The organism is Micromonospora sp. NPDC007208, assembly GCF_042869175.1.
Taxonomy (GTDB): domain Bacteria; phylum Actinomycetota; class Actinomycetes; order Mycobacteriales; family Micromonosporaceae; genus Micromonospora; species Micromonospora foliorum.
Genome location: NZ_JBIAFG010000012.1, coordinates 61,127 through 79,240, shown reverse-complemented (window position 1 = coordinate 79,240; position 18,114 = coordinate 61,127). Strand labels below are relative to the sequence as shown.

14 protein-coding genes are annotated in these 18,114 nt (G+C 71.5%); 10 read left to right on the top strand and 4 right to left on the bottom strand.

What is annotated here, in order from left to right; all coding sequences use genetic code 11:
* Positions 1 to 236 precede the first annotated feature (236 nt).
* Positions 237 to 1,445 carry a DUF349 domain-containing protein gene (locus tag ACFYL6_RS22620; RefSeq protein ID WP_387173932.1) on the bottom strand — a complete coding sequence of 403 codons (1,209 nt, stop codon included), beginning with the start codon at positions 1,443 to 1,445 and terminating at the stop codon, positions 237 to 239.
* A 150-nt stretch (positions 1,446 to 1,595) separates the two neighbouring features.
* On the opposite strand from ACFYL6_RS22620, the gene ACFYL6_RS22615 reads away from it, so the two are divergent.
* From ACFYL6_RS22615 to dapF, 3 genes are read left to right on the top strand one after another with little or no spacing between them, the layout of a single operon-like run.
* Entirely contained in the window at positions 1,596 to 2,363 is a 768-nt protein-coding gene (locus ACFYL6_RS22615; protein WP_387173930.1) for a hypothetical protein, read from the top strand.
* Positions 2,348 to 3,271: a tRNA (adenosine(37)-N6)-dimethylallyltransferase MiaA gene (miaA, locus tag ACFYL6_RS22610; RefSeq protein WP_387174112.1), complete on the top strand. Its 924-nt coding sequence runs from the start codon at positions 2,348 to 2,350 to the stop codon at positions 3,269 to 3,271. The genes ACFYL6_RS22615 and miaA overlap by 16 nt, the downstream gene beginning before the upstream one ends.
* Positions 3,272 to 3,278: 7 nt before the next feature.
* Positions 3,279 to 4,124, top strand: coding sequence for a diaminopimelate epimerase (gene dapF, locus ACFYL6_RS22605; RefSeq protein ID WP_387173928.1), 846 nt, complete (start codon positions 3,279 to 3,281; stop codon positions 4,122 to 4,124).
* A 132-nt stretch (positions 4,125 to 4,256) separates the two neighbouring features.
* Here dapF and ACFYL6_RS22600 read toward each other — a convergent pair whose 3' ends face one another.
* Positions 4,257 to 5,723: an NAD-dependent malic enzyme gene (locus tag ACFYL6_RS22600; protein ID WP_196921665.1), complete on the bottom strand. Its 1,467-nt coding sequence runs from the start codon at positions 5,721 to 5,723 to the stop codon at positions 4,257 to 4,259.
* 183 nt (positions 5,724 to 5,906) lie between these two features.
* On the opposite strand from ACFYL6_RS22600, the gene hflX reads away from it, so the two are divergent.
* Both hflX and ACFYL6_RS22590 read left to right on the top strand, forming a co-directional pair.
* Entirely contained in the window at positions 5,907 to 7,361 is a 1,455-nt protein-coding gene (hflX, locus tag ACFYL6_RS22595) for a GTPase HflX (RefSeq protein ID WP_387173925.1), read from the top strand.
* Positions 7,362 to 7,411: 50 nt separating this feature from the next.
* Positions 7,412 to 9,133 (top strand): hypothetical protein, encoded by a 1,722-nt coding sequence (locus ACFYL6_RS22590; protein ID WP_387173923.1) that lies wholly within the window; start codon positions 7,412 to 7,414, stop codon positions 9,131 to 9,133.
* Positions 9,134 to 9,208: 75 nt separating this feature from the next.
* Here the strand turns inward: ACFYL6_RS22590 and lexA are convergent, their stop codons facing one another.
* Positions 9,209 to 9,994 carry a transcriptional repressor LexA gene (lexA, locus tag ACFYL6_RS22585; RefSeq protein ID WP_030489395.1) on the bottom strand — a complete coding sequence of 262 codons (786 nt, stop codon included), beginning with the start codon at positions 9,992 to 9,994 and terminating at the stop codon, positions 9,209 to 9,211.
* Positions 9,995 to 10,535: 541 nt separating this feature from the next.
* Here lexA and nrdR point away from each other — a divergent pair.
* Positions 10,536 to 11,036 carry a transcriptional regulator NrdR gene (gene nrdR / locus ACFYL6_RS22580; protein WP_091400542.1) on the top strand — a complete coding sequence of 167 codons (501 nt, stop codon included), beginning with the start codon at positions 10,536 to 10,538 and terminating at the stop codon, positions 11,034 to 11,036.
* Positions 11,037 to 11,103: 67 nt separating this feature from the next.
* Positions 11,104 to 13,977 carry a vitamin B12-dependent ribonucleotide reductase gene (locus ACFYL6_RS22575; RefSeq protein WP_387173920.1) on the top strand — a complete coding sequence of 958 codons (2,874 nt, stop codon included), beginning with the start codon at positions 11,104 to 11,106 and terminating at the stop codon, positions 13,975 to 13,977.
* 213 nt (positions 13,978 to 14,190) lie between these two features.
* Here the strand turns inward: ACFYL6_RS22575 and ACFYL6_RS22570 are convergent, their stop codons facing one another.
* A complete protein-coding gene (locus ACFYL6_RS22570; protein ID WP_387173918.1) occupies positions 14,191 to 15,090 on the bottom strand; it encodes a bifunctional 5,10-methylenetetrahydrofolate dehydrogenase/5,10-methenyltetrahydrofolate cyclohydrolase in 900 nt (299 codons plus the stop codon).
* Positions 15,091 to 15,407: 317 nt separating this feature from the next.
* On the opposite strand from ACFYL6_RS22570, the gene ACFYL6_RS22565 reads away from it, so the two are divergent.
* The 3 genes from ACFYL6_RS22565 (at position 15,408) to ACFYL6_RS22555 (ending at position 18,110) form a co-directional block, all read left to right on the top strand.
* Positions 15,408 to 15,977: an RNA polymerase sigma factor gene (locus tag ACFYL6_RS22565; RefSeq protein WP_387173916.1), complete on the top strand. Its 570-nt coding sequence runs from the start codon at positions 15,408 to 15,410 to the stop codon at positions 15,975 to 15,977.
* Positions 15,978 to 15,987: 10 nt separating this feature from the next.
* Positions 15,988 to 16,962: a CU044_5270 family protein gene (locus ACFYL6_RS22560; RefSeq protein ID WP_387173914.1), complete on the top strand. Its 975-nt coding sequence runs from the start codon at positions 15,988 to 15,990 to the stop codon at positions 16,960 to 16,962.
* A 212-nt stretch (positions 16,963 to 17,174) separates the two neighbouring features.
* Complete coding sequence (locus tag ACFYL6_RS22555; protein ID WP_387173912.1) at positions 17,175 to 18,110, top strand: DUF2332 domain-containing protein; 936 nt, start codon at positions 17,175 to 17,177, stop codon at positions 18,108 to 18,110.
* Positions 18,111 to 18,114 lie beyond the last annotated feature (4 nt).

Here is an 18,114-nt window from a genome sequence, read left to right as displayed (position 1 = left end):
GGGCGCGGGGCGCGGGGCGCGGGGCGCGGGGCGCGGGGCGCGAGGCGCGAGGCGCGAGGCGCGAGGCGCGAGGCGCGAGGCGCGAGGCGCGAGGCGCGAGGCGCGAGGCGCGGGGCGGCCCGATCGGGACGGGTTATCCCGTCGCGGTGCGGGGCGCCGGATGCAGGGCGTGGGGGGATGGACACGCGGGAGCCCCCGGTCCCGTGAGGGGACCGGGGGCTCCGGACGTCGTCAGCTCAGCCGGCCTGCTCGGCGAGTTGGAGGAACTGCCGCTTGGAGGCGAGGGCCTGCTCCGCCTCCTTGATCCGGCGTGCGTCCCCGGCGCTCTGCGCCCGGGCCAGCCGGTCCTCGGCCTCCGCCACCTGCGCCCGCATCTGGGCGAGCAGCGGGTTGTCCTCCTTGGTGGTGCGGCGCCACGCCGAGTCCATCACGTCACGGACCTTGTCGTCGATGACGCGCAGTCGGCGCTCCAGCCCGGCCGCCGCCTCGCGGGGCACCCGGCCGGCCTCGTGCCACTGGGCCTGGATCTCCCGCAGCTTGGCCTGGGCACCCTTCGGGTCGGCGTCGATGTCCAACGCCTCGGCCTCGGCGAGCAGGGCCTGCTTGCGCTCCAGGTTGCCGCGCTGCTCGTTGTCCCGTGCGGAGAAGACCTCGCTGCGCCGGCTGAAGAAGGCGTCCTGCGCACCCCGGAACCGTTCCCAGAGCTTCTGCTCGGCCTCCTTGGAGGCGCGCGGAGCGGCCTTCCACTGGGTCATCAGGTCCTTGAGCTGGTTGGCGGTGGCGGCCCAGTCGGTGGATTCCTGGAGCTTCTCCGCTTCGGCGACCAGCTCCTCCTTGACCGTTTGCGCCTGCTTGCGCTGCGAGTCCAGGGAGGCGAAGTGGGCGCCGCGGCGGCGGGTGAAGCCGTCCCGGGCGGCGGCGAACCGCTTCCACAGCTCACCGTCGGCCTTCTTGTCGACCCCGCGGATGGTCTTCCACTCGTCGAGGATCTCCTTGAGCCGGTCCCCGGCGGTCTTCCACCCGGTGGATTCGGCGGCCAGCTTCTCGGCCTCCTCGACCAGCGCGGTCTTGCGGGCCAGGGCCTCGCCGCGAGCGGCGTCCCGGGCGGCGCGCGCCTCGCCGGCCTTCTCCTCGGCGAGGATCGCCAGCTTGTCCAGGCGTGCGGCCAGCGCGTCGATGTCGCCGACCACGTTGGCCTCGGGCAGCGTGGTGCGGATCCTCCGGATCGTGCTCAACGAGTGCCCGGCGTCCGCCGCACCCGACTTGAGTCGCGCCTCGGTCAGGTCCACCTCGGTCACCAGGTCGGCGAAGCGGCGTGCGAAGTGAGCCAGGCCCTCCTCCGGTGCTCCCGCCTGCCAGGATCCGACCACCCGCTCGCCCTCGGTGGTCTTGACGTACACGGTGCCGTCCGCGTCCACCCGTCCGAAGGCAGTCCAGTCGCTCATGTGCCCATCCTCGTTCTCCCGGCGTCGAGGGATTGATCCCCCGTCGCCGCCACGGCGCAGCCAAGTTGCTTCCGGCATTGTCACAGGTCCGACCCGGTCCGCGTCGAGCGCCTATCGCCGACCGTGACCATACGGTGTCCTAGGGGCCGAATGACCGGATCGGCTCGGAGACGCACCGGGGATTCCCGCTACGGTGAACGGGTGCCACTGGTCGCCGCCGCCGTCTGCCCGCATCCGCCCCTGCTCGTGCCCGAGGTGGCCGGCTCGGCGGCCCCGGAGTTGGACGATCTGCGTGCGGCCTGCGACACCGCCGTACGCCGGCTGTTGGCCGCCGATCCGGACATTCTGCTGCTGCTGGGCACCGGTCCGGTGACCGGCCCGATCCGTACCCCGGCGACCGGTTCCCTCCAGCCCTGGGGTGTCGACCTCGACGTGCCGCTGGTGCCCGGCCAGCCGGACCGGGGCGCGGTGCTGCCGTTGAGCCTGACCATCGGCGCGTGGCTGCTGGCCCGCCACGACGCCCGACCGCCGGTGACAGCCGTGCAGGTGGCCGCCGACGCCGGCCCGGCCGAGTTGGCCGCGCTCGCCGACGAGGTCGACGCCGCCGGTGACCGGGTGGCGGCGCTGGTGCTCGGTGACGGGTCGGCCTGCCGGGGAGAGAAGGCACCCGGGTACGACGACGCGCGCGCACTCCCGTACGACCAGGGGGTTGCCGCGGCGCTTGCCGACGCGGACCTGGACGCCCTGCTGGACCTGGACCCGGTGGTGTCGACGGAGCTGAAGGCCGCCGGTCGCGCCTCCTGGCAGGTGCTCGCCGGCGCGGCCCGCGCGGCCGGCGGCGGGTGGCGCGGCGAGCTGCTGCACGACTCCGCCCCCTACGGGGTGGCCTATTTCGTGGCGTCCTGGGAGCGGGTGTGACAGGCACGGTCGTCGCGGTGGTCGGCCCGACGGCGGCCGGCAAGTCGGCGCTGAGCATCGCGTTGGCGCACGCCCTGGACGGGGAGGTGGTCAACGCCGACTCGATGCAGCTCTACCGGGGCATGGACATCGGCACCGCGAAACTGACCCTCGCCGAGCGGGACGGGGTGCCGCACCACCTGTTGGACATCTGGGAGGTCAGCGAGCCGGCGAGCGTCGCGGAGTACCAGCGACTGGCCCGCGCGGCGGTTGACGACATCCTGTCCCGGGGGCGGGTGCCGCTGCTGGTCGGTGGCTCCGGGCTGTACGTGCGGGCGGTGCTGGAGCGCTTCGAGTTCCCCGGCACCGACGCGGCGCTGCGGGAGCGGCTGGAACGGGAGTTGGCCGAGGTCGGCCCGGCCCCGCTGTACGCGCGGCTGCGCGCCGCCGACCCGGTCGCGGCGGGCGGCATCCTGCCCGGCAACGGTCGACGGATCGTCCGGGCCCTGGAGGTGATCGAGCTCACCGGCGCGCCGTTCGCCGCGTCGTTGCCGCAGCCCACGCCGTACTACCCGTCGGTGCAGCTCGGCGTCGACCTGGACACCGGCCTGCTGGACGAGCGGATCGCGCTGCGGGTCGACCGGATGTGGGCCGACGGCCTGGTGGACGAGACCCGCGAGCTGGTCGGGCGCGGGCTGCCCGAGGGGCGGACGGCGAGTCGGGCGCTCGGCTACCAGCAGGTGCTGCGCCTGCTCGCCGGTGAGCTGACCGAGGCGCAGGCACACGACGAGACGGTCCGGGCCACCCGGCGTTTCGTCCGCCGGCAGCGGTCCTGGTTCCGGCGCGACCCGCGGATCCACTGGCTGGACTCGGCGACCCCGGACCTGATCGGGGCCGCCCTGCGCCTGGTGCCGGCCGCTGCGCGATGATGGGGGAGTGGAGTTCACCAAGGGCCACGGCACCGGCAACGACTTCGTCCTCCTTCCCGACCCGGACGGTCAGCTCGACCTGACCCCCGAGCTGGTCGCGGCGCTCTGCGACAGGCGTCGGGGCATCGGCGCGGACGGCGTACTGCGGGTGGTCCGCGCGGCCAAGCATCCGGACGGCGCGGGTCAGGCCGGCGAGGCCGAGTGGTTCATGGACTACTGGAACGCCGACGGCTCGTTCGCCGAGATGTGCGGCAACGGCGCCCGGGTCTTCGTGCGCTACCTGCTCGACACCGGGTTGGCCACGCCCGCCGGCGCGGCGCTGCCGGTGGCCACCCGGGCCGGCGTCGTGCGCGCGCTGGTCGAGGGCGACGCCGTGTCCGTGGAGATGCGCCGACCCCAGGTGTACGACAGCTCCGCCGCCACCCTCGGCGGGCTGACCCTGACCGGTGCGGTGGTGGACGTCGGCAACCCGCACCTGGTCTGCGTGCTGCCGGCCGGCGTGGAGCTGTCCGCGCTGAATCTGACCGTCGCGCCCGGGTTCGACCCGGCGGTCTTCCCGAGCGGGGTGAACGTGGAGTTCATCGTGGCGGGCGACCCGGTCGAGGGCACCGACGGGCACACCCTGATGCGGGTGTACGAGCGCGGCAGCGCCGAGACCCTGTCCTGCGGCACCGGCGCCTGCGCGGTGGGCGCCGTGGCGCTGCGCGACGCCGGCCGGGACACCGGCGTGGTCGCCGTCGACGTGCCCGGCGGTCGCCTAACGGTGACGGTCACTGCCGACTCCTGCTGGCTCTCCGGCCCCGCCGTCCTGGTAGCCACAGGCGAGCTGAACCCGACAACCCTCCGCCCCTAACGCCCACCCACGCCCCCACCCGCGCCCACCCGCGCCCACCCGCGTTGATCAAGAGGTTTGCGTCAGAATTCGCGCTCTTCCTGACGCAAACCTCTTGATCAACGGGGTCATCGGCCGGGTGACCGGCGCGCGTTACGGGGTGGCGCTGGCGTTTGCCGCGATCTCGGGGAGGTCGGCCGGGCCGGGGTCGGCGGCCGGGAGCGGGCTCGGGTTGTGCGCGGCGGCGCGTACGGCGGCGGCGACCGCCGGGGCGACCCGGGAGTCGAAGACGCTCGGCACGATCACCGTCGGGTTGATCTTCTCTTCGCCGACCACGTCGGCGATGGCCCGGGCGGCCGCGATGGCCATCTCCTCGGTGAACTCCTCGGCGTGCGCGTCCAGCATGCCGCGGAACACCCCAGGGAACGCGAGCACGTTGTTGATCTGGTTCGGCTGGTCCGAGCGGCCGGTGGCGACCACGGCGGCGTGCTTGCGTGCCTCCCGCGGGTCGACCTCCGGGTCCGGGTTCGCGAGGGCGAAGACGATCGAGTCCTTCGCCATCTGGGCGATGTCGTCGCCGGTGAGCAGGTTCGGCGCGCTGACCCCGATGAACACGTCGGCGCCCCGGATCGCGCCGGGCAGGTCGCCGGAGTAGTTCTCCTTGTTGGTGTTCTCCGCCAGCCACTGCCACGCCGAGTTGAGCCCGGTCAGCCCGCGGTGCAGGGCGCCCTCCCGGTCGTACGCGATGATGTCGCCGACGCCCTGGCGCAGCAGCAGCTTCATGATCGCGGTGCCGGCCGCGCCGGCTCCGGAGACGACCACCCGGACGTCCTCGAGCCGCTTGCCCACCACCCGCAGCGCGTTGGTCAGCGCGGCCAGCACGCAGATCGCGGTGCCGTGCTGGTCGTCGTGGAAGACCGGAATGTCCAGCGCCTCGCGCAGCCGGGCCTCGATCTCGAAGCAACGCGGCGCGGCGATGTCCTCCAGGTTGATGCCGCCGTAGGCCGGCGCGATCGCCTTGACGATCTGCACGATCTCGTCGGTGTCCTGGGTGTCCAGCACCACCGGCCAGGCGTCCACCCCGCCGAAGCGCTTGAACAGCGCGGCCTTGCCCTCCATCACCGGCAGCGACGCGGCCGGGCCGAGGTTGCCCAGGCCGAGCACCGCCGAGCCGTCACTGACCACCGCGACGGTGTTGCGCTTGATGGTCAGTCGCCGGGCGTCGGCCGGGTTCTCGGCGATCGCCATGCAGACCCGGGCCACCCCCGGGGTGTACGCGCGGGACAGCTCGTCGCGGTTGCGCAGCGCGACCTTCGAAGTCACCTCGATCTTGCCGCCCAGGTGCAGCAGGAACGTCCGGTCCGACACCTTGCGCACGTCCACGCCGTCCAGCGCGGTCAACGCGTCGACCACCTGGTCGGCGTGACCGGCGTCGGCGGTGTCGCAGGTCAGGTCGACGATGACATGGGTCGGGTCCGAGTCCACCACGTCCAGCGCCGTGACGATCGCCCCGGCCTCGCCGACGGAGGTGGTGAGCCGGCCGATCGAGGAGGCGTCCGCGGTCACGGCGATCCGGATGGTGATCGAAAATCCGGCGCTCGGCAGTCGGGTGATGGCCACGGGATCCCTCCGTAACGGCTGTGCGGCCGATCGGCCGCCGCCCGCATTTCTACCGGGTTGTCGCGGCCGACCAGCATTCGCCCCCACTTTTGGCGACCTTCAGCATGGGCATATAGCAGGTGCGTTCGGCGTTGTGTCATGTCAGGATTACGTTCTACTTATCAAAACGGACAGGAGAACCGCTTGCGAGACCAGGAGAGCTTTGTCCCCGTCGAGGACGAGCTCGACGACGTCACCACCGGCGAGATGGAGCTGTCGGAGCGGCAGTCCCTCCGACGCGTTCCGGGCCTGTCAACCGAGCTCACCGACGTCACCGAGGTGGAATACCGCCAGCTGCGGCTGGAGCGGGTCGTCCTGGTGGGCGTCTGGACCGAAGGCACTGTCACCGACGCGGAAAACTCGCTGACCGAGCTCGCCGCGCTGGCCGAGACCGCCGGTTCGCAGGTGCTCGAAGGGCTCATCCAACGTCGTACCCGACCCGACCCGGCCACGTATATCGGCCGCGGCAAGGTCGACGACCTCGGCGCGGTGGTGCTCTCCACCGGCGCCGACACGGTCATCTGTGACGGTGAGCTGTCCCCGTCGCAGCTGCGCAACCTGGAGCAGCGCACCAAGGTCAAGGTCGTCGACCGCACCGCGCTGATCCTCGACATCTTCGCCCAGCACGCCAAGAGCAAGGAAGGTAAGGCGCAGGTCGAGCTGGCCCAGCTCCAATACCTGCTGCCCCGACTGCGGGGTTGGGGTGAGACGCTCTCCCGGCAGACCGGTGGTTCCGGCCGGGGCGGCGGCGCCGGCGGCGGCGTGGGTGTTCGTGGTCCCGGTGAGACCAAGCTGGAGACCGACCGGCGGCGCATCCGTCACCGCATCTCCCGGCTGCGTCGCGAGATCAAGAGCATGAAGACGGTACGCGTGACCAAGCGCTCTCGGCGCTCCCGCAACGCCGTTCCCGCGGTCGCCATCGCCGGCTACACCAACGCCGGCAAGTCCAGCCTGCTCAACCGCCTGACCGGCGCGGGCGTGCTGGTGGAGAACGCGCTGTTCGCCACGCTGGACCCGACGACCCGCAAGGCCACCGCCTCGGACGGGCGGCTCTACACCCTCTCCGACACCGTCGGTTTCGTCCGGCACCTGCCGCACCAGATCGTCGAGGCGTTCCGCTCGACGCTGGAGGAGGTCGCGGAGGCGGATCTGGTGGTGCACGTCGTCGACGGCACCCACCCGGATCCGGAGGAGCAGGTCCGGGCGGTCCACGCCGTGCTTGCCGAGGTCAGCGCCGACCGGCTCCCCGAGCTGTTGGTGGTCAACAAGACCGACGCGGCCGACGAGGACACCCTGCTGCGGCTCAAGCGGCTCTGGCCGGACGCGATCTTCGTGTCCGCGTACTCCGGGCGGGGCATGGACGAGCTGCGCGCGGCGATCGAGGAGCGGCTGCCGAGCCCGGCCGTGGAGGTCCGGGCCGTGCTGCCGTACGACCGGGGCGACCTGGTGGCTCGGGCGCACCGCACGGGTGAGGTGCTCAGCACGTCGCACCTGCCGGAGGGCACCCTGCTGCACGTCCGCGTCGGCGCGGAGTTGGCGGCGGAGCTCATGGCGTTCGACGTGGAGCGGCAGGGACAGGCGGCCGGCAGCCGGTCCTGAGCGGCCACGGCGTCATCCACCGGAAACGCGCGGCATGCGACACTGGCCGAATGCGCCGCGTTGTTTCCTCGGTCACGGTTGCCCTCGGCCTGCTCGGGGCAACCGTGGCGCTCGCCGGAGTCGCCGCAGCGGCTCCCGCCCCTGGGGCGTCCGGGCCGCCCGCCGCGAACCCTGGCCAGAAGCGATGCACGATCACCGACGAGCGCCTACGGGAGCTGTCCGGGCTGGTCGCCACCAAGAGTGGCTTCATCGTCATCAACGACGGCACCGAGGTCCCGGAGCGCAAGCGGGTCTTCTTCCTCGACAGCAAGTGCAAGATCTCGAAGGAGCCGATCCGCTACTCGGGGCAGGGTCCGTTCGACACCGAGGATCTCGCCCTGTCCAAGGACGGCAGGACCCTCTGGATCGCCGACACCGGTGACAACCCCGACGCGAAGGAGCGCCGCAGCCGCGTCGCGCTCTGGTCGATGCCGGTCACCGGCGCCAAGCAGCCGACGTTGCACCGGCTCTCCTACCCCGAGGCCAAACCGCACGACGCCGAGGCGCTCATCATCGGCGACGACGGAAAACCGCTGATCATCACCAAGGTGACCAGCGGCAAGGCCGAGATCTACACGCCGTCGGCGGCTCTGAAGAGCGGCGACACCGACCCGGTGCCGATGCGGAAGGCCGGCGAGCTCACGCTGCCGAAGACCCAGACGGAGAACACCCTCAACACCTTCGGCCGGATCGCCATCACCGGCGCGTCCCGGGCACCGGACGGCTCCCGGGTGGTCCTGCGCACCTACGCCGACGCCTTCGAGTTCGACGTGAGTGGCGGCGACATCGTTGGCGCGCTCACCAGCGGCAAGCCGCGGGTGACGCCGCTGGCCGACCCGTTCGGCGAGGCCATCAGCTACACCCCGGACGGAAAGTCGTTCCTCACCGTCTCCGAAGCGGGCCGGTTCGCCGAGGACGAGCCGCTCGACATCCTCAGCTACGCCCCGTCCAGTTCGACAGCCGTGCCACTGGCTCCGGAGGAGGGCGGCAAGCCGGCCGCCTCGAAATCCTGGACCGCCGGGCTGAGCCTTGACGACATCACGTACCTGGTCGGGGCGGTCGGGCTGATCGGTCTGCTGTTGGTCGCCGCCGGCATCTTCGGCATCGTTCGCGCCCGCCGCCGCCCGCCGACCGCCGACGCGTCCGACCCGTCGGACCCGGATGGCGAGCCGTTCGGCCCGCGCGCGGGCCGAGCCGTCGACGGTTTGCCGGCCGATGACGACCGCAGGGGTGGTGTCTACGGGGGCGGCGCGCCGGCCGGCGGCGCGGTCTACGGCGGTGGTCCGGGTCGTGGCGGTCCGGCCCCGGCGGGTGGTGCGGGTCGTGGCGGCCCGGCCCCGGCGGGTGGTGCCGTGTACGGCGGTGGCGGCCGGCCGGCCCCGGCTGACGGTGGCTACGGTGCGCCGCGACCGGACGGCGGTGGTGCCGGCGTGTACGGCGGCGGCGGACGCCCTCCGGCCGGTGGCGGCGGCCGTCCCCCGGCTGGTGGCGGTGGTCGTCCGCAGGGCGGTGGCACTGGTCGTCCGCAGGGCGGTGGCAGTGGTCGTCCTGGCGGTGGCGTGTACGGCGGCGAGGGCGGTCAGCCCGGTCGCGCGGAGCCGCCCCGGCGTGGTGGGCCGGAGCCCGACTACCGCGGTCAGCGACCTGGCCGCCGACGCGACGACGACGCGCCAGTGGACCCGTACGGGCAGTATCCCGGGGGTGGGCGTGGTCACCGGGGCGACCGTTACTGATCGGCGCTGAAGCGATCATCCGCCTCGAGAACGAGCGGTGCGGGTGAGTGCTGTCGGCACCCACCCGCCGATCGGTCAGATCCGGCGTAGCACCGCCACGACCCGGCCCATGATGGTGGCGTCATCGCCGGGGATCGGGTCGAAGGCCGGGTTCTGCGGCATCAGCCAGACGTGCCCGTCGCGCCGCCGGTAGGTCTTCACGGTCGCCTCGCCGTCGAGCATGGCGGCCACGATCTCGCCGGAGTCGGCGGTCGGCTGCTGCCGGACCACCACCCAGTCGCCGTCGCAGATCGCCGCGTCGAGCATCGAGTCGCCCTTGACCTGGAGCATGAAGACCTCGCCCTCACCCACCAGCTCGCGGGGGAGCGGGAAGATGTCCTCCACGGCCTGCTCGGCGAGGATCGGGCCACCGGCGGCGATCCGGCCGAGCATCGGCACGTACGCCGGGGTCGGCCGCTGGGCCCTCGACAGCTCGTCGTCGATCGCCTCGCTGGGGGCGCGGACGTCCACCGCGCGCGGCCGGTTCGGGTCGCGACGCAGGAAGCCCTTCTTCTCCAGCTCCTTGAGCTGGTAGGCGACGCTGGACGGCGACACCAGGCCGACCGCCTCGCCGATCTCCCGGACGCTCGGCGGGTAGCCGTGCCGTTCCACCCAGTTGCGGATGAACTCCAGGATGCGGCGCTGGCGGGCGGTCAGGTCGACCGTCGCCGGGTCGGGGAAGGCGCTGACCACCGGGGTGACCGGGCGCACGGCGGGCTGACCCGTCCGGCTGCGCGCGGCGCTGCGGCGTCGGGTGGCCGGGGGGCCCGCCTCGGTGATCTGCTGCGGGCTCTTCGGCCGGCTGGCCCGGTCCTCGGTCACGTCCGTCCTCCCTGGTCGGCGCTGGGTGCCTCGTCGGCTCGTGGTGCGTGCGGTGGTGCCACGTTGTTCATGACCGTATAGGTGAGATCAGTCATTTTCAAACATCTGTACGACCTCTCACCGGCGTGTCGGGGTGAAAAAGCACTCCGGTCGTACGGATGTTCTGATAAATGGTACGTCAGGTCGTACTGGTGTTCGATCCTCGACCATTTCCCGGCCGGGTCCGACCTGCTGGGCCGGTAACCCGGGCGGGGTCGTGGCGTTGGGTCTTCGGGCGTGCGGCGGGGCGGGGATGACCGGATGGTCCGTGACGCGCCGGACACGCCGGCCAACTTGACCCGGCTTCCCCGGCGACATACGGTCGACCCCTAGATGTAGTAGTGACACGGGCGTAAGTTGCCTACAGGTTGGGTCTGACTACCGACCGCACTCCCGTAACGTCGATCACGGCGGGCGTCATCCGAGGATGGCACCGTCGCGGTGCGGCGTGCCCGGGGGTGTCCGGTGCGCTCGCAGTTGATCATTTTTAGGAGGTGGGCGAATGCGGTGTCCGTACTGCCGGCACGCTGACTCCCGGGTGGTCGACTCGCGGGAGGCCGACGACGGCCAGCTCATCCGACGGCGGCGGTCCTGCCCGGAGTGCGGCAAGCGGTTCACCACCGTCGAGGAGGCGGTGCTCGCGGTCGTCAAGCGCAGCGGGGTGACCGAGCCGTTCAGCCGCACAAAGATCATCGGCGGGGTGCGCAAGGCGTGCCAGGGCCGGCCGGTGGACGACGACTCACTCGCGCTGCTCGCGCAGCGGGTGGAGGAGACGGTCCGGGCCAAGGGGGCCGCCGAGATCCCCAGCCACGACGTGGGCCTGGCGATCCTGGGTCCGCTACGCGACCTGGACGAGATCGCCTACCTGCGGTTCGCCAGCGTCTACCGCTCGTTCGACTCGCTCGCCGACTTCGAGCGCGAGATCGAGACGTTGCGGGCCGCGGCGCGAGCCCGGGAGCAGGGCCGGGCCGATGCGGTTGAGGCCGCCGGCCGTACCAGCTGAGTCTTCACGGTTTTTCGAGAGATTGGGACGCGCGGTGGGTGACCGCGCAGACGAGGGGGGCGACGGCGTGACAACTAGCCGTTCACGGAACAAGGCAGGCGCGGGGCTGAAGATCGAGCGGGTGTGGACGACCGAGGGGGTCCACCCGTACGACGAGGTCTCCTGGGAGCGCCGGGACGTCGTGATGACGAACTGGCGGGACGGCTCGATCAACTTCGAGCAGCGTGGGGTGGAGTTCCCGGAGTCGTGGAGCGTCAACGCGGCCAACATCGTGACCACCAAGTACTTCCGGGGAGCGGTGGGGACCCCGGAGCGGGAGTGGTCGCTCAAGCAGCTGATCGACCGGGTGGTCACCACCTACCGCACCGCGGGTGAGGAGTACGGCTACTTCGCCGGCCCGGCCGACGCCGAGGTGTTCGCGCACGAGCTGACCTGGATGCTGCTGAACCAGGTGTTCAGCTTCAACTCGCCGGTCTGGTTCAACGTCGGCACGCCGTCGCCGCAGCAGGTCAGCGCCTGCTTCATCCTGGCCGTCGACGACTCGATGGACTCGATCCTCGACTGGTACAAGGAGGAGGGGCTGATCTTCAAGGGCGGCTCCGGCTCCGGAGTCAACCTGTCGCGCATCCGCTCGTCCCGTGAGCTGCTCTCCTCCGGCGGCACCGCCTCCGGCCCGGTCAGCTTCATGCGCGGCGCGGACGCCTCCGCCGGCACCATCAAGTCCGGCGGCGCGACGCGCCGGGCGGCCAAGATGGTCATCCTCGACGTGGACCACCCGGACATCGAGGAGTTCGTGGTCACGAAGGCGCGCGAGGAGGACAAGATCCGCGCGCTGCGCGACGCCGGCTTCGACATGGACCTCGGCGGCTCCGACATCGTCAGCGTGCAGTACCAGAACGCCAACAACTCGGTCCGGGTCTCCGACGAGTTCATGTCGGCGGTGGAGAACGGTAAGGGCTTCGACCTGCGCGGCCGGCTGGACGGCTCGGTGATCGACACCGTTGACGCCAAGAAGCTGTTCCGCACCATCTCCCAGGCCGCCTGGGAGTGCGCCGACCCGGGCCTGCAGTACGACGACACGATCAACGACTGGCACACCTGCCCGGAGACCGGGCGGATCACCGCGTCGAACCCGTGCTCGGAGTACCTGCACCTGGACAACTCCTCGTGCAACCTGGCCTCGCTCAACCTGATGAAGTTCCTCCGCGCCGACGGTGGCTTCGAGGTGGAGAAGTTCGTCAAGTCCGTCGAGTTCGTCATCACCGCGATGGACATCTCGATCTGCTTCGCGGACTTCCCGACCGAGAAGATCGGTGAGACCTCCCGCGCCTACCGGCAGCTCGGCATCGGCTACGCCAACCTGGGCGCCCTGCTGATGGCCACCGGCCTGCCGTACGACTCGGACCAGGGCCGCTCGGTCGCCGCGTCGATCACCTCGCTGATGACCGGCACCGCCTACCGCCGCTCGGCCGAGCTGGCCGGCGTCGTCGGCCCGTACGACGGCTACGCCCGCAACGCCGAGCCGCACAAGCGGGTCATGCGCAAGCACGCCGCGGCCAACGACGAGATCAAGCCGACCAGCCCGGTGGCCACCGCGATCGTCCGCGAGGCGACCAAGCAGTGGACCCAGGGCAACAAGATCGGCGATAAGAACGGTTGGCGCAACGCGCAGGCGAGCGTCCTCGCCCCGACCGGCACGATCGGCTTCATGATGGACTGCGACACGACCGGCGTGGAGCCGGACCTGGCGCTGGTCAAGTTCAAGAAGCTGGTCGGCGGCGGCTCGATGCAGATCGTCAACCAGACCGTGCCGCGCGCCCTGCGCAGCCTCGGCTACCCCGAGGAGCAGGTCGAGGCGATCGTCGAGCACATCGCCGATCACGGGCACGTGGTGGACGCCCCCGGCCTCAAGCCGGAGCACTACCCGGTCTTCGACTGCGCGATGGGGGAGCGGACGATCGCTCCGATGGGTCACGTGCGGATGATGGCGGCCATCCAGCCGTTCGTCTCCGGCGCCATCTCCAAGACGGTCAACATGCCGGAGGCGGCCACCGTCGAGGACGTCGAGAAGATCTACTTCGAGGGCTGGAAGCTCGGCCTCAAGGCGCTGGCGATCTACCGGGACAACTGCAAGGTCGGCCAGCCGCTCTCGGTGGCCAAGTCCAACAAGGCCACCGAGCCGGCCGCCGTCGAGACGGCACCGGCCGCGCCGGCCGCGGTCGAGAAGGTCATCGAGTACCGGCCGGTGCGTAAGCGCCTGCCGAAGAAGCGGCCGTCCGAGACGGTCAGCTTCTCCGTCGGTGGTGCCGAGGGCTACCTGACCGCGTCGTCCTACCCGGACGACGGCCTCGGTGAGGTCTTCCTGAAGATGTCCAAGCAGGGCTCGACCCTGGCCGGCGTGATGGACGCCTTCTCGGTGGCCATCAGCATCGGCCTGCAGTACGGCGTGCCGCTGGAGACGTTCGTCAGCAAGTTCACCAACATGCGCTTCGAGCCGGCCGGCATGACCGACGACCCGGACGTGCGGATGGCGGCCTCGGTGATGGACTACATCTTCCGTCGTCTGGCGCTGGACTTCCTGCCCTACGAGCGCCGTGCCGAGCTGGGCATCTTCACAGCCTCGGAGCGGGCCGCGCAGCTGCGGGCCGAGGCCGACGCGGAGGCCGCCGCCGTCACCGGTGTCGAGCTCACCGCGATGGCGTCGTCCGCGCCGGTGGAGACCCCCGCCAAGCCGGAGGCGGTCGCCCAGCCGGCCCAGGAGATGGCCGATGTGGCCGCCGCCAAGCCGGCTCCGAGCGTGGGTTCCAGCACCGAACTGCTGGAGGCCGTGATCGGTAAGGCCGCCGACGCACCGCTCTGCTTCACCTGCGGTACGAAGATGCGCCCCGCCGGTAGCTGCTACGTCTGCGAGGGCTGCGGCTCCACCAGCGGCTGCAGCTGACGTACGCGAAACGCGGCGCTGCCCCGGTCTCCCTCGTCGGAGGCCGGGGCAGCGCCGTTTTCGGGTCCCCTGGAGGCTCGCGCGGGAGGGCATGTTGTCGTTGGCCGTGATGCCTGTGAGTCATCTTGATGACTCACAGGCATCACGCTCGTCAGGGTGTTACGCGGTGGGCTACCAGCCCACTCGCTACATCAAGTGATCTTGGCGACCGGGCTACTGGCTTGCTCGCTCGGCGGCGCGAACGGCGTTGCGGAACAGCATCGCGACGGTGGTCGGACCGACTCCGCCGACCCGGGGGGTGATGGCGCCGGCTACCTCGGCGCATGCTTCGTCCACGTCCGGTAGGAGCCGCCGGCCTTCGTAGCGGACGCCGGCGCCGATGACGACGGCGCCAGGCTTGACGTGCTCAGGCTGCACGATCCCGGGTACGCCCGCGGCGGCGACGAGGATGTCGGCGCGGCGGGTGTAGCGGGCCCAGTCGGGAACACCGGTGTGTACGACGGTGACGGCGGCGTTGGCGGTGGGGCGTTTCTGGGCGAGCAGCATGGCGAGGGGGCGGCCCAGGGTGGCGCCTCGGCCGAGGATGACGACCTCACGACCGGCGACGGGGATCTCGTAGTACGCCAGGAGGGCTTCGATGCCGGCGGGGGTGCAGGGCAGTGGGCCGGGCAGGCCGACGGCGAGACGCCCCATGTTCAGTGGGTGCATGCCGTCGACGTCCTTGTCCGGGTCGATGGTCTGCAACGCCGCGTCGTAGTCCAGGTGCCCCGGAACCGGGTACTGCACGAGCAGCCCGTGTACGGCCGGATCGCCGTTGAACCGGGCGATGGCCTGGTGCAGCTCGGCCTGGGTGGCGGTGGCAGGCAGGTGCACGTGCGGGGAGGCGAACCCGAGCGCGGCGGCCTGACGCTGCTTGATCGCGATGTAGCCGGCGCTGGCGTCGTCGTCGCCGACGAGGATGGTGGCGAGGCTCGGGGTGATCCCGCGGCTGCGGAGGCGGGCGGCCGCGTCGGCGGTCTCGGCCAGGACGGCTTCGGCTACGGGGGCACCGGGCAGGAGCCGGGCTGTGCCCGACGTGGTGCGCTGCTCTGCGGATGTGCTGGTCGTGGTCATGACGGTTCCTCGACGCGGGCGCCCAGGCGGTCGACGCCCGCGACAGGCTCCCCGATGGTTCACACCATCCCCGTGCCGCCAGTCGCCGGTGCTTCGATGATGCCGCATCACCAGGGCGGTTGCCCAACTGGACCAGCAGCGCCGTGGTCAGCCCCGGGTGGGCTCAGTCAGTCGGCAGGAGCGGGCGCATGAACGTCCGCTCGTACCGCACGACACAACCCGAGCTTTCGCGGATGCTGTCCGCCGCGACGAACTCGGTAACACCCGCGCTCCGGCTGACGAAGAAGAGGTGTGAAGGCTACGAGGGAGGACGGCCTGTGAATGAGCGGAGCCGAGCCGACGACGACATCTCCGGCATCGGAGCCGATCCGGTGGCCTTCGAGGTCTTCTACCGGCGGCACCTGGAGGCGGTGGGCCGGTTCGTGGCGCGGCGGGTCGACGACCCGCACCTCGCCGCCGACCTCACCGCCGACGTGTTCCTGGCGGTGATCGAGTCGGCGGCCGGGTACCGGCCGGACCGGGGTAGCCAGATCGGCTGGCTGTACGGGGTGGCCCGCAACGTCATCGGCGACGAGCGGCGTCGGGCGGCCCAACGACTGCGGGTGACCGGCCGACTGGCCGGACGGCGGGACCTCGGCCCCGACGACATCGCTCGCATCGAGGAGCGGATCGACGCCCAGTCGGCGGCCCGTCACACCCATCGGGCGCTGAGCGAGCTACCCGAGGGCACCCGAACGCTTGTCGAACTCGTCGCCGTGGACGGCCTCACCGTCGCGGACGCGGCGACAGTGCTCGGGATGTCACCGGTCGCCGCTCGGGTCCGCCTGCACCGTGCCCGCCGCCTCGTCCGCGCCGTGCTCGCCCGCCCGGTCACCACCCTCGCTTGATGAGACGGAGATGACGATGAACGAGACCGAACGGTCGCCGCAGGGTTTCGAGGAGCAGCTCCTCAGGGATCTGAGCGCACACGTCGCCCAACGGGCTGAGATGGCGTCGGCGGCCCACCCTGCCGGGCGCCGTACCCAGTTCCTCCGGGGTTGGCGCCTCGCCGGAGCGTTCGGGCTGGCGGTCGCGCTGACCGCCGGTGGTCTGGCGGTCCAGACGATGAGGCTGGGCGACCAGCCACCGCCGACGGCCAACGCGTCGGAGATCTTCCACTTGGCGGCCGACGCGGCCCGGCAGCAGCCGGAGCTCACCGCCCGACCCGACCAGTACGTCTTCACGGAATCCCTGGCCACGATCCGGGACATGCCGGACAGCGGCCCGTACCAGACTATCCGGAACCAACTGTGGCAGTCGGCCGGCGGAGTCGCGTACACGCAGAGACGCTACCGACCGGAGAGCGACCCGAACGGGTGGGGCGAGCTGAGGGAGCTCCGCATGGGCGATGCGGCCGATCCCACGAAGGACCTCGACGCGTTCCAGCCGCCCGCGTACCACGGCGACCTGCCATCCGATCCGGACGAACTGCTTCGATACCTCCGGGAGCACCCGGTCGACCTGCATCTCCCCGAAGGAGCCGACGAGGAGGCCGTCTACGGGGACGAGAGCATGGCGTACACCACGGCGCGGTCGATGGTCCGTGGCGGCTACGTGCCGCCCCGCGCGCTCGCGGCGCTGTTCGAAGTGCTGGCACGGGAGCCCGGAGCGGTGGTCATATCGGGCGACGTGGTGGACGCCGCAGGCCGGCACGGGGTGGCGATCCGGATGCCCGGCGTGATCGGTGGCAACGAGGACCTTCTCTTCGACCGAGACACCCACGTCTTCCTCGGCACCAGAAGTTCGGTGGTGCGAAACGGTAAAGAGTCCCTGTATTTGGCTATCGCGCAACTGCGCATCGCCATCGTGGACCGGCCGGGCCAACTGCCCTGAGCGGTGGTGGGCACACCCCAGCCCTGATTGGTCCGGTCACGTCGGACCGGTCAGGGCTGGGCGAACAGGGGCCGTAGTTCGAGCGGAACATCTGCTCGCCGAGGCGGCGCAGCACCAGGTCACGCAGCGCGGGTGGCACTCTACGAGGCGGGTGAGTCAGCCCACGGGAATGAGGGCTGAATTTCCGAGGAATGGGCTGCGACGATGAGGGCATGACGACCGCTGACGCGTACGTCGAGTTCGGCAGCCGCGAGGCGCGCGGGGTGTCGCCCACGTACGAGCGCCTGTCGCAGACCGTCGCCCACGACACCGCCCTGCTCGCCCTGCTCGACGGGCTCCCGTCGGCCAAGCGGCAGCCGAATCTGCTGTTCGGCGTCGTCCGTTGGCTCGGTGGCCCGGTCGACGACCCGGTCGCCTTCCACGACTTCGTGGTGACGCACTGGCCTGCCGTCGAGGCGGAGATGCGCACCCGGGCGACCCAGACGAACGAGGCGGGCCGGTGCGCGGTCCTGCTGCCGGTGCTCGCCGCGTTGCCGCAGCCCCTCGCCCTGCTGGAGGTCGGCGCGTCGGCCGGGCTCTGCCTCTACCCCGACCGGTACGCGTACCGCTACGGCGACCATCAGGTCGGCTCCGGTGAGCCGGTCCTCGACTGCATGGCCAACGGGTTGGTGCCGCCGCCACGCGTACCCCAGGTGGTGTGGCGGGCCGGCCTGGACCTCAACCCGCTCGACGTGACCGACCCCGACGACGTGTCCTGGTTGGACGCCCTGATCTGGCCGGAGCACGCCCACCGGCGGGTCCGGCTGCGGGCCGCGGCGACGGTCGCCGCGGCCGACCCGCCGCTGCTGGTCCGCGGGGATCTGGTGGACGACCTGCCGGCGCTGGCCGCGCGGGCGCCGACCGACGCGACGCTTGTGGTCTTCCACACATCAGTGCTCTACCAGGTGCCGCCTCCGCGCCGGGGCGCGTTCGTCCGGTTGGTCCGCGAGCTGCCGGGGCACTGGGTGGCGAACGAGGGGGCGGAGGTGCTCCGGTACGACGGGCTGCCCGAGCCGCCGAGCGATGCGCTGCACAACGTCCTCGCGCTCGACGGAAAGCCGCTGGCCTGCGCCAGGGGCCACGGCCAGGCGATGACCTGGTTCGGCTGAGCCC